This is a genomic window from Commensalibacter sp. M0268 (genome assembly GCF_016101925.1).
GTDB classification, from domain to species: domain Bacteria; phylum Pseudomonadota; class Alphaproteobacteria; order Acetobacterales; family Acetobacteraceae; genus Commensalibacter; species Commensalibacter melissae.
In genome coordinates, this window is record NZ_JACFPQ010000001.1 from 706092 (window position 1) to 718659 (window position 12568).

The 12568-nt window shown below is 37.3% G+C and carries 12 protein-coding genes; 7 read left to right on the plus strand and 5 right to left on the minus strand.

What is annotated here, in order from left to right; translation table 11 throughout:
* Positions 1-52: 52 nt before the first annotated feature.
* Positions 53-1489 carry a cardiolipin synthase gene (cls, locus tag H3R28_RS03215; RefSeq protein ID WP_198208821.1) on the plus strand — a complete coding sequence of 479 codons (1437 nt, stop codon included), beginning with the start codon at positions 53-55 and terminating at the stop codon, positions 1487-1489.
* Here the strand turns inward: cls and H3R28_RS03220 are convergent.
* On the minus strand, positions 1484-2140 hold the full coding sequence (locus H3R28_RS03220; RefSeq protein ID WP_198208819.1) for an endonuclease/exonuclease/phosphatase family protein: 657 nt from the start codon (positions 2138-2140) through the stop codon (positions 1484-1486). The genes cls and H3R28_RS03220 overlap by 6 nt on opposite strands.
* Positions 2141-2415: 275 nt before the next feature.
* On the opposite strand from H3R28_RS03220, the gene metC reads away from it, so the two are divergent.
* Positions 2416-3639, plus strand: a complete 1224-nt coding sequence (metC, locus tag H3R28_RS03225) for a cystathionine beta-lyase (protein WP_198208817.1) — start codon at positions 2416-2418, stop codon at positions 3637-3639.
* Here metC and H3R28_RS03230 read toward each other — a convergent pair.
* The 4 genes from H3R28_RS03230 to H3R28_RS03245 form a co-directional block, all read right to left on the minus strand.
* Entirely contained in the window at positions 3631-5115 is a 1485-nt protein-coding gene (locus H3R28_RS03230) for a YifB family Mg chelatase-like AAA ATPase (RefSeq protein WP_198208815.1), read from the minus strand. The genes metC and H3R28_RS03230 overlap by 9 nt on opposite strands.
* A gap of 37 nt (positions 5116-5152) precedes the next feature.
* Positions 5153-6412 carry a phosphoglycerate dehydrogenase gene (gene serA / locus H3R28_RS03235; protein WP_155568113.1) on the minus strand — a complete coding sequence of 420 codons (1260 nt, stop codon included), beginning with the start codon at positions 6410-6412 and terminating at the stop codon, positions 5153-5155.
* 25 nt (positions 6413-6437) lie between these two features.
* Positions 6438-7223 carry an inositol monophosphatase family protein gene (locus H3R28_RS03240; protein ID WP_370552814.1) on the minus strand — a complete coding sequence of 262 codons (786 nt, stop codon included), beginning with the start codon at positions 7221-7223 and terminating at the stop codon, positions 6438-6440.
* Between the two features lie 211 nt (positions 7224-7434).
* The gene (locus H3R28_RS03245; RefSeq protein WP_198208813.1) at positions 7435-7932 is read right to left on the minus strand and encodes a cytochrome c family protein; all 498 of its coding nucleotides are present in this window, start codon (positions 7930-7932) and stop codon (positions 7435-7437) included.
* A 123-nt stretch (positions 7933-8055) separates the two neighbouring features.
* Here H3R28_RS03245 and H3R28_RS03250 point away from each other — a divergent pair, with 123 nt between their 5' ends.
* The 5 genes from H3R28_RS03250 to H3R28_RS03270 all read left to right on the plus strand — a co-directional run bounded on the left by H3R28_RS03250 (position 8056) and on the right by H3R28_RS03270 (position 12509).
* Positions 8056-8787 (plus strand): 3-deoxy-manno-octulosonate cytidylyltransferase, encoded by a 732-nt coding sequence (locus H3R28_RS03250; protein ID WP_155568111.1) that lies wholly within the window; start codon positions 8056-8058, stop codon positions 8785-8787.
* A gap of 12 nt (positions 8788-8799) precedes the next feature.
* On the plus strand, positions 8800-9639 hold the full coding sequence (locus H3R28_RS03255; protein ID WP_198208811.1) for a prephenate dehydratase: 840 nt from the start codon (positions 8800-8802) through the stop codon (positions 9637-9639).
* Between the two features lie 82 nt (positions 9640-9721).
* Positions 9722-10609: a 4-hydroxy-tetrahydrodipicolinate synthase gene (dapA, locus tag H3R28_RS03260; RefSeq protein WP_198208809.1), complete on the plus strand. Its 888-nt coding sequence runs from the start codon at positions 9722-9724 to the stop codon at positions 10607-10609.
* Entirely contained in the window at positions 10610-11092 is a 483-nt protein-coding gene (gene smpB, locus H3R28_RS03265; RefSeq protein ID WP_198208807.1) for an SsrA-binding protein SmpB, read from the plus strand.
* Between the two features lie 190 nt (positions 11093-11282).
* On the plus strand, positions 11283-12509 hold the full coding sequence (locus H3R28_RS03270; RefSeq protein WP_198208805.1) for an acetate/propionate family kinase: 1227 nt from the start codon (positions 11283-11285) through the stop codon (positions 12507-12509).
* Positions 12510-12568: the final 59 nt, after the last annotated feature.

Genomic DNA, 12568 nt, shown 5'->3' on the forward strand with positions numbered 1-12568 from the left:
TAATTAAAATAGAATAAAAATATATGTTGTTAATTATATGGAATGGAATTTTATGACTGCCTTTTATACTTATCTGTTTTTTATTGATGTCAAGCAAGATTGGGTAATGGCGGTTCTAAGATTATTTTTATTAATAGTGGTTACATATCATGTTTTGAAACATGTGAGAGATACCAAAGCTGCGATAGGATGGATCGGATTCTCGTGGATAATGCCAATTACGGGTTTTATTCTGTATTTTATGTTTGGTATAAATCGTGTTACCCGAAAGGCACAAAAATTGGCCACACACAGGCCCTGGCATCATAAATTTACCAAAAGCAATTTTAATTATACAGTTCAAGGTCATTTTTATCCATTGGCTAAAGTTGTAGAAAGCTTTACACAAAGGGCATTATTAAAGGGAAATAATATTGATATATATCATAATGGGGATGAAGCCTATCCCGTTATGCTGGAATCAATAAATTCTGCAAAAAGTTGCGTTTTCTTATCCTCTTATATTCTTAAAAGTGATGATATTGGCAGGAAATTTGCCGATGCAATAATCAGGGCACATGAAAGGGGCGCTGTTGTCCGTGTACTTGTCGATGGAATAGGTAGCGGTTATTTCTATTGTCCCATTGCCAAATATTTAAAAGCTCATGGCGTTCGTATAGACAGGTTTATGCATACATTTCTTCCATGGAAAATGGCGTTTATAAACCTAAGAACTCATAAGAAGATTTTGGTGGTAGATGGAAAGATTGGGTTTATAGGAGGTTTAAATATCGCTGCTGTAAATGTGTTATCAAAATGCCCTAAAAATCCGGTTTCAGACACTCATTTTAGAGTAAAAGGCGCCATTGTTCATGAATTAACCGAAGCTTTTTTGCAGGACTGGTTTTTTATTACATCGGAAAAGCTGGATGATGAAAAATTTTTTCCTGAAGTGAAAGAGGAAGGAGATATGGTATGTCGCATTATAACCGCTGGTCCTGATTCAGATATGGAAAAAATCAAATATACAATGATGCAGGCAATAAGTTTGGCGCGTAAATCAATAAGGATTATGACCCCTTACTTTTTGCCAGATGACCGTTTTCTATCATTGTTATGTATGGCTGCCATTCGAGGGGTGGAAATTGATATAATTACCCCTGAACAAAGCAATCAGTTTTTGGTTGATTGGGCCAGAAACATAAACAATAAATTACCCTTACGTTATGGATGTAAAATCTGGTTGGCCAAACCTCCTTTCAATCATTCCAAACTGATGGTTATTGACCGTTTATGGTCCTTTGTTGGTAGTTCAAATATTGATATGCGCAGTTTAAGATTGAATTTTGAAATCAATATGGAAGTTTATCATGAAAAATTTTCAGAAAAAATTGACGATTTCATTATATTGCATAAAAACAAGTCATTAAAATTAAAAGAGCTTGAAAAAAGATTCTTTTTGGTAAAATTAAGAGATGCTACCACTCGATTGCTGCTTCCATATTTATAAGACTGGACGCAGTATCACCATTATTGGATGATGATCGGATGTAAATCTGGATAAAACCTGACTTGCAATACATTCCATACCCTTGATCAAGCAACGATCGAGACGAATTGGCACAAGATTGACCATTTTATGTGTTGGTTCATTGGGCCCAACATCTCTGAATCCATGTAATAATGCGGGTCCAATCTGGTTAAAGTCACCTAAAACTGCAGCGTGATCAGGTAGAATACCGGCAAGAGCCTGTAATTGTTTACGGTTCAATATCTGACCATGGGATAGGTGGACATTAGCTATCCAGAAATTTCCATAATCGATCAATTGGGCTACACGTTTGATTAACGTGCCTCGGGGTAAATCGCAAATCGTGGGTGGCGAAAAAAATGGGTAAGGACTCCAGCAAGCAACACCATGAATTCTGCCAGGTAATGGAAAACGACTGTAATAACCACCAACAAGATCGGGTAAAATATTAATTTCCTCTGTTGCTTCCTGCATTAACAATAAATCAGGTTTGTGATTATTGATCAAATAAGCAACGTCATATGGGGATGCTCCAATTTTTCTTAACAAATTCCAGCTGATAATTTTCATTTGAGAATATATTTTAGGAATGTTAGGAATTTTGTAATGTGGCGTAATTGAAAGGGTCATGAATTGATATTCTTGGATAGTTATCTGATAATATAGTTAATATTACTACCTATTTCTGATCCAATAAATTTAAGAATTAATCTTTGTTTTTCAATATATAAGAATTTTAGTAACATTTTTGGGATAATTAATTATCGATAACAATTACTAATTGGCAAATATTATAAAGTATGAATTTTAATTATTGCTAACAGTATTTAAATATAAAAATATGACGAATCTTTATAAAATGATTTTTCAGTAAGTAAAAGATTTTTTATCAAAAAGGTTAAAGCATGTCTCATATATCATCTGAAGAATTGGCCGTTTCCTGTGGATGGAAAATTTTGTCAACATTTTTGGTCCAAATAGGTAGACAGACATACTCATTACCCGAGAAAGGTGTGTTTGTAAATGATCCGCTCGCACGGGGATCGACAGTTATATATCCTTCAGTTGAGGCTATGCGTCGTTCGGAAAAAGGTAAGTATGAACATGAAACGCTTTATGGAGCAATGGGTTCACCAAATCAGCATCAGCTTGAGCAAGTTATTGCCCAAATTGAAGGAGGATCACATTGTCAAGTAGTATCATCGGGTTTGGCAGCTTGTACTATACCTCTATTAGGTTTTTTATCGTCAGGTGATCATTGTTTGATAATTGACAGTATCTATGGGCCAACCAAACGGTTTGCAGAGACTGTTTTGGAAAAATTTGGAGTCGAAATCAGCTACTACCCTGCTGATTGTAATCTTGGTGAAATTGAAACCTATATTCAGAACAATACGAAATTAATATTTACGGAAAGTCCCGGTAGTCATAGTTTTGAAATTCAGAATATTGCCGGTACGGCTGAAATAGCTCATAGATATGGAGCTAAACTAATATTAGACAATACATGGGGAATAGGTATATTTAAGCCTTTCGAGCATGGAGTGGATATATCTGTTCAGGCATTAACAAAATATGCCAATGGTCATTCAGATTTAGTACTTGGTGCCATTACAGTTAAATGTGATGATGACTGGCATATTTTAAGGGATTATGCTGTCGCCATGGGAGAGGTGGCAGCGCCAGATGTATGCTGGTTAACATTGCGTGGGTTGAGAACTATGGCAGCGCGACTCGAAAAACAATCAGTGACCGGATTAAAAATTGCACACTGGTGCAGTCGGCAACCTTATGTTGAGCGGGTTCTTCATCCCGCATTGCCAAGTTGTTATGGGCATGAATTTTGGAAACGAGATTTTACAGGTGCAAGCAGTGTATTTGGAGTGGTTTTCAAAAAAAATATTATTTTGCAAAAAGTTATTGAAATGATTAATCATCTTAAAATTTTTTCAATTGGTGCTTCTTGGGGGGGATATGAAAGTCTGGTTTTACTCACTGATGGAGAGATAAGAAGGAAATATAAAAGCAGAACTTTAACTGGTTCGGCTTGTAGGTTTCATATCGGTTTAGAAAATGAAAATGATTTGATTGAAGATTTAAAACAAGCTTTTGATAAAACGTTAAAGTAGATTACGTTTTCGATAGGACAACGCTTCAGTAATACTGGAAACATCAATTTCATCCTTTTCTGAAAGATCTGCGATTGTAAGAGCAACCCTCAATAATCTTGTGATGCCTCGGGCAGAAAGGCGTAATTGCACTGAAGCTTTTTCTACTATTTCCGCCACCGAGGCAGATAATGATATTTGATTATTATTTAATTCACAATTTAAATTGTTCTGTCTTTCAAATTGTTTTTCTCTGGCTTTTTTTACACGTTTTGCAACCTTTACACTTTTTTCACCATTCGGTATGGAAACGATATCGCGTGGTGGTATCGGTTCAATATAGGTAACAATATCGATACGATCCAATAATGGACCAGAAATCTTACGAGTATATTCTTCACCACAGCGGGGGACACGATGACACTCACGTTCTGTATCGCCCATATATCCACATCGACAGGGATTCATTGCGGCAATTAATTGAAATTTCGCAGGGAAAGTTATATGATTCATCGCTCTGGCAATAGATATTTTACCATTTTCAAGCGGTTGTCTTAATGCTTCAAGACTGTTCCTCGTAAATTCAGGAAATTCATCCAAAAATAATATTCCATGATGAGCCAAGCTTATTTCACCCGGTTTCACTTTTATTCCTCCTCCAGTTAATGAAACTTGACTGGCAGAATGATGAGGGTTTCGAAAGGGAGGTTGTCTGATAGGGACAGAACCGTTTAATAATCCCGCAGCACTATAAATACGAGTAATCTCTAAAGATTGTTGTGCGGTTAAATCAGGTAAAATGCTGGGCAATCTTGTTGCAAGCATGGATTTGCCAGATCCTGGCGGCCCAATCATCAACATTGAATGCCCACCTGAAGCGGCAATTTCCAGGGCACGTTTTGCACTTTCCATACCTTTGATATCAAACAAATCATAATCATGGGAGGTTTTTGGAGATTGTAACATTTTAGGAGGCGTTAAAATCTGTTTTCCCAAAAAATGCTGGATGATTGAAAGCAGATCGGGAGCAGCAAGTATATCTATATCTCCACCCAATAGGGCTTCGCTTCCTTGTATGGCTGGACAAATCAAACCTTTTTCTTGAGAAACAGCTCCAATAGTTGCTGAAATTACATTGTTGACAGCACTAATTTTTCCATCAAGTGATAATTCGCCAACAGCTGCATAATTCAATAACATTTCTTCAGGAATAATATCCAAAGCGACCAACAGTCCCAATGCAATAGGCAAATCATAATGAGTGCCCTCTTTAATAATATCGGCTGGAGAAAGATTTATCAAAATCCGTTTCGGTGGTAAGGCTATGCCCATTGAAATAAGGGCGGCCTTAACACGTTCACGGGATTCAGTCACGGCCTTATCAGCCAGGCCAACAATTGTAAATGCCGGTAAGCCTCGAGAAATTTGAACCTGAATTTCCACAGAAATAGGATCAATACCAGAAAAGGCAAAAGTTGATATTCTGGTTATTGCCATTATAGAATATGGATCCTGACTTTAAAATTTTAATTAATTACAACTCATTTGGACGATAAAGGATTCGAGCCCTGATCGTTCCCTCGAGATTGCGTAAGGCTCGCAAAATTTCAATATCAATTTCCTTATCTCCATCGGTTGTTGCCTCAATGACAACATAACCCACTTCACCATCCGTCTGTAAATATTGAGCGGAAATATTGGCGTTGACCTTGGTAAATATGTTGTTAATTTTTTGCATGATGCCAGGAATGTTTTGATGAACATGCATATATCGTGTGCCCTTTAAACGGATTGGCAACTGAACTTCTGGAAAATTTACGGCACTTAGGGTTGAACCGACATCCGAATATTCAATAAACTTATTTCCTACTTCCCGACCAATTCGTTCTTGCGCCTCGATTGTGGATCCACCGATATGAGGTGTTAGGATAACATTATCCAATCCGCGTAATGGTGAAGTGAATTCCTCACCTTTAACTTTGGGTTCTACAGGAAATACATCAATTGCCGCACCTAAAAGATGATTGGATTTCAATGCTTGTACAAGGGCATCAATATCAACAACCTGTCCTCTAGCGTTATTGATAAGAAATGAACCGGGTTTCATCAAGGCTATCTCTTTTTCGCCTATCAGATTGATAGTGCCTTTATTATGAGGCACATGCAGGCTAACAATGTCACTTATCTGTAAAAGATCTTTCAATGACTGGACAGGACGCGCATTTCCATGACTTAACTTATCAATTATGTCATAATATATAACCTGTAATCCAAAAGATTCGGCTAAAATTGATAATTGTGATCCGATGGATCCATATCCCACAATTCCTAAAGTTTTGCCTCTTACTTCCCAGCTGTTTATACTGCTTTTGTCCCAGAGTCCTTTATGACATTCGGATGAGCGAACAAAAATGCGCCTTAACAGCATGACGATTTCACCCATTACCAATTCCGCCACCGAACGGGTATTGCTGAAGGGGGCATTAAAAACAGGAATACCCAGATTGCGTGCAGCATTAAGATCAACTTGATTTGTTCCGATGCAAAAACATCCAATAGCAATCAGTTTATCGGCTTCATCCAAGATTTCTTTGGTTAATTGTGTACGGGAGCGAATACCGATTAAATGTACACCTTTGATCGCTTTTTTTAAAGCATCACCTTCCAAGGCTGTCTTAAGATAGGTAATGTTGTTATACCCATTCTTTTTTAATAAATCGACGGCACTTTGATGAACACCTTCTAATAAAAGAATATGAATTTTGTCTTTGGGTAATGATAGATGTGAATTCATTAATTTTCTCTTTAATATATAGAAACTAAAAATTTAAAATTTTTATAACGTCCTGTTTTAAGCCTGGATCACCCAAAGCTAGCACAGATTTATTATTGTTTTGAAGAGATAGGGAATTTCCATTCCAGTCGGTTATTGATCCTCCGGCTCCTTTTATGATTGGAACCAAGGCCGCCCAATCCCAAATTTTATTGCCATATTCAATTATGAGGTCAATTTGACCCAATGCCAATAAACCATATGCGTAACAATCTCCACCCCAGCTCATTCTCTTGATTTTTTTGCACAATGATTTCCAGCGAATGTTTGGAGAATGATCAAGGATTTCAGGTGCAGTGCAAGAACCTTCGGCTATGGAAAGGTCAATACATTTTCTTGTACCTATATGACCACCAAATTCTGAAATAAATTGGCTTTCATACCCTTCAAGACCAATCCAGCGCTCTTTGAGTATCGGTTGGTCAATGATTCCCAATACAGGATTACCCTCATACAATAAGGCGATTAATATTCCAAATAAGGGACGGCCTGTTATAAAAGCCCTGGTTCCATCAATTGGATCTATAACCCATTGAAATTTGGAATTTATATTATCTGATCCATATTCCTCTCCAATAATTCCAAAATCGGGTGTTTCTTGTTTTAGGATTTGTCGGATTGTTTGTTCGGCTTCACGATCGGCTTTTGTTACAGGGGATTCATCATATTTGTCATCTGCATGAATTGAATGTCTAAAATAGGGACGAATAACTTTTTGTGCCTCTTGAAGGGCATGTTCAGCAATCTGAAGATAAGAATTTAAATTCTTCACTATATTTTCCTGATTAGACAATTAGGTGATAAGGGTAAAAAAATTAATTGATTTATAATTTTAACATTAAAATTGTTGGAGCATAAAGATTATAAAACCTATTGTTTGAAATCAATAAAATTTAAAATATTATAATTTTTCAAAAATTATTTTTTGGGTTAAGCATAGTTAAATTTATTACATATGCAAATGGTTCTTTATTTTAGTTTTTTTATTTTTGTCCTGATGGAGGATTATTGCCTGTCAGAGAATTCAGATATGCAATAACATCCGCCCGATCCTTATTTGATGAAAGACCACCATAAGCCATTAGAGTAGCGGGAGCAAAAGCAAGTGGTTTGGCAAGCCATTTATTTAGATTTTCCACAGTCCAGTATTCGTTTTCATGTATTTTAAGCGAGGAAGAGTAATTAAAGTTTGGACTGGAGGCAATTTTTTTATTTTTGATATTAAAAAGTGAAGGCCCTATTTTATCAGGTTCACCCTGTCTGAAACTGTGGCATACTCCGCATTGTTGTGAGGCAATGATTTTTCCTTTGCCTATATCGACGGTTTTGAGATCAATGGTTTCTTGATTTTCACTAGCATATACTGATGATGTAAGCGGTGAGTAAGGAATCAGGATCTTACTTATCAACCAGCTACCAAACAATATTCCACAGGATATGACACAAGCTGCAGCTATACGGTTCCAGTCAAAACTATCCATTTTATTTTTCTTTGGTTTCTTGAATAACAACTATGATTATTAAATTGATTATAGAATAAAAGCTTATTATTAATAATACAACATAAAGAAAAACTGATATATATTATTTATAGAGAATTGTTGATGAAGCCTGCTTTGATCCTTATTCCAACACGATTGGCCTCAACTAGACTGCCACGAAAACCTTTGGTTGATATCGGTGGAAAACCTATGATAGTCAGGGTGATGGAACAGGCTTTAAAAACGAAAATCGGACCAGTGGTTGTAGCTTCAGGTGATAGGGAAATTTCGGAGATTGTCAGGGAGAACGGGGGCAGGGCAATTGATACGGATCCAAATCTTTTATCTGGTTCAGACCGAATTTATCAGGCACTATCCTTACTGCAGGAATATGATCACATTGATACGATTATCAATGTTCAGGGCGATTTACCCCTCATTGATCCATCAGATATTGGTAAATCACTGATACCGCTGAAATATTCTGGAATAGATATCGGAACCTTAATAGCTCCCGTGAAAAATGAATTTGAAAAGACGGCTTTTTCCGTAGTAAAGGTGGCTTGCAGTTTTAGTGAGGATTTATTATTTGCGAAGGCTCTGTATTTTTCTCGTGCAACAATTCCATGGGGAAAGGGTCCATTATGGCACCATGTCGGTATTTATGCATATACGCGAAAATCTCTTAACCGTTTTATAAACTTGCCTCAATCTTTACTTGAGAAACGTGAAAAACTCGAGCAATTGAGAGCTTTGGAAGCTGGAATGAATATTGGTTGTGCTGTAATAGATGAAGCGCCATTGGGAATTGATACACCAGACGATCTTGAACGGATAAGAAAACGAATTATTTAATAGGATTATTTTATGACTGCCAAAATTATTGCCTTTCAGGGTCGACCAGGTGCCTATTCCGATATGGCCTGTCGTTCGGCAAGGCGGGGATGGGTAACGTTACCTTGTGAAAATTTTATTGAAACGATAAAAGCTGTGCAGTCTGGAAAGGCTGAACAAGCCATGTTGCCATGCGAAAATAATTTAGTTGGAAGAGTGCCTGATATTCATAATCTTTTGCCTTCTTCGGGACTTTTTATTGTTGGTGAGCATTTCCAAAGGATTGAACATTGTCTAATAGGTATCAAGAATGCAAAAATTTCTGATATCAAAAGGGTTCACACACATCCGGTGGCAATGGGGCAGGTTTCGGAAATAATCAATGATTTGTCGCTTGAACGGATAACAGAATTTGATACAGCAGGTGCTGCTGAAATTATAGCAAAAATGAATAACAGGGAAGATGCGGCAATCGCATCGGAACTTGCGGCAGAATTGAATGGGCTGGATATATTACGTTACAATGTTGAAAATGAAAATTATAATACAACCCGCTTTTATATCGTTTCACGTGAGAGGAAAATACCAACACAACGTGAAAACATGATGACGACTGTTTTATTTAAAACGAAAAATATTCCATCCGCCCTTTACAAGGCATTGGGAGGTTTTGCGACAAATAATGTAAATATGACACGTTTGGAAAGCTGTATGGATAAAGGGGGGTTTGTTGCAACCAAATTTTTGGTTGATGTGGAAGGACATGTTCACAATGACCCGTTAAATCAGGCCTTGAATGAACTGAAATTTTATTCAGATGATTATGTTCTTTTGGGGGTGTATCCTGCTTCACAATATCGTCAGAGTGTATAGTCCATATATAATTTTATAAAAATTTGATACACTTATTTAATATATAATTGAATATCAATGATTGATAAGGAATAATGACAACATGAGTATATGGTTTGAAGGTTCAATCACGGCATTAATTACCCCGATGAAACAGGATGGTTCATTGGATATTCCAACTTTTGAAAAATTTGTGGATTGGCAGATCCAGGAGGGGACTTCTGTACTGGCTCCCGTTGGTACAACAGGGGAAAGTCCAACTTTATCTCATGAAGAACATCGGAAAATTGTTGAAGTGGCGGTTAAGGTTGCAAATGGTAGGGTTCCAGTTTTGGCAGGAGCCGGATCAAATAGTACATCTGAAGCTATTGAAATGGTTAAATTTGCAAAAGAAATTGGCGCGACAGCTGCTTTGGTCGTAACACCTTATTATAACAAACCAACCCAGGAAGGATTGTATTGTCATTATATGTCAATTGTAGAGGCGACGGAATTTCCTGTTTATATCTATAATATACCAGCCCGCTCAGTAATTGACATGTCTGTGGAGACTATGGCAAGACTTGCAGAAAATCCCTATATTGTTGGTGTCAAAGATGCGACGGCTAATCTTGTCCGGCCCATTCAGGTAAGACGGGCGGTTAAAAAGAATTTTAACCAGTTGTCGGGGGAAGATGGTACCGCGATTTCATTTTTGGCCGCTGGTGGTGATGGTTGTATCAGTGTGACGGCTAATATTGCACCAAAATTATGCGCAGAAATGCAACAGGCCTGGAAGGATGGTCATATTGCCAATGCAATGGCTTTGCAGGATCGTTTGTCTGTTTTACATGATGCCCTTTTTATTGAGAGCAATCCAGGCCCCGTTAAATTTGCAGCGTCCGTTTTGGGGTTGGCAGGAGAGACTTGCCGTTTACCGCTTGCGCCTGTTGCGGAGAAAACGCGGATTAGGGTTAAAGAGGCTTTGGAAAAAGTGGGATTATTGGGTTAAATGGCGGAAAAAAAGAAAAATTCTCTAATCTCTTTTGGAAACGTGGCAAAAAATCGTAAAGCCACGTTCAACTATTCCATTGTTGATAAGGTGGAAGCGGGTTTAATGTTAAAGGGTCCGGAAGTAAAAAGTTTACGTTTAGGACGGGCCACGATTAACGAGGCTCATGCAGGGGAAAGGGAAGGGGAAATATGGCTTTTCAATAGCTACATTCCTGAATATCAGGGCGGATTTTTTTCAAAATTTGATCCACGCGCCCCTAGGAAACTGCTGCTTAATAAAAAACAAATTTTTAAATTGCTAGGGGCTATAAGTAGGAATGGTATGACATTGGTTCCACTGGATATTTTTTTTAACAGCCGGGGGATAGCCAAGGTAACACTAGGTCTAGGTCAGGGTAAGAAAAAAGCGGATAAACGTCAGGCAATAGCTGATCGAGACTGGAAACGTGATCAGGCAAGATTATTAAGGAATAAATTTTAACATTATCCTTTTGACAAAAAAAGAATTACGATTAATCATTAAGTATGTGAAAGGCTGAAGAGAAACTGAATATAAATTTATGAATTAATTGATTTATCCACAATTATTTATGCTATTGATTGATTAAAACAGTTTTTTAACTTTATGCTTTTCTAGATATATAGGTTATTTTTCTAGAAGGGTTTCGTGTATGGCATCGGTCGTATTAATCATTAATGCGGGTTCATCAAGTCTAAAATTTTCTCTGTATCGGAGTCAGAATAATTCAGATTTTGAATTATATTCCAAAGGATTACTAGAGGGGATTGGATCAGGACCACATTTGAAAATAACCGATCATCAAGATAAAATCATTCATGAAAAAAAATGGACAGATGGTCAATATGCAAAACTTGATGCCAGGGATGAATTGTTGGATCAGGTCTTGAAATGGCTTTTCGATTTTATGAAAAAAGATAGAATTCTGGCAATCGGTCATCGTGTGGTTCATGGTGGGATGAAATATTATCGTCCTGTTGTTATTGATCAAAAAATTTACAGTTATTTGGATTCATTGACACCATTTGTACCCTTGCATCAACCGGCCAGCCTTGCTCCCATGAAAGTCATAATGGATAAATATCCGGATATTACTCAGGTTGCTTGTTTTGATACCGCTTTTCATGCCACGATGCCAGATAAAGCTAAACGCTTTGCCCTTCCAAGAAAATATTATGATAGTGGATTGAGACGTTATGGGTTTCATGGTCTTTCCTATCATTATATCGTGCATTATTTGCAAAAAAATAAATCCCCTCTGATTAAGGGTAAAATAGTTGTGGCGCATCTTGGAAATGGTTCAAGTGTTGCGGCTATAAATAAGGGAAAATCCATTGATACGTCCATGAGTTTTACGCCCTTGGACGGTTTGGTGATGGGTACACGTACTGGACAGATCGATCCAAATGTCGTCTTATATATGACTCGTGAAGAAAAAAGGTCTCCCGATGAAATTGAGGATATAATCTGGAAACAATCTGGTTTGTTAGGTGTATCCGAGGTTTCAAGTGATATGCGAGGTCTTATTCATGAAATTGCCCAAAATGGACCAAAATCGAAATTTGCCAAACAGGCACTGGATTTGTTTATTTATAAACTGATTGGAGAAATAGGTCGGCTAATTGTTTGTCTAAAAGGGATTGACGGATTGATTTTTACAGCTGGTATCGGTGCACATGCCACATATGTCCGGTCTGTAGTCTGTCAGACTTTGTCCTGGCTAGGGATTGAAATCGATGAACAGGCAAATAAAGATGGAAATGAACTGATCAGTACTTCAGAAAGCAATATCAAGGTATATACAATCCCGACCAATGAGGAGTTCATCATATTGAAAGAAATACAACAGCTTTTATTAAATTCGAAACAGCGTGCATGAATCCGGGGTTTTAATAACTCTTATTGAGTTTAACAATAGCTATTTATCAAGGAGTAAAA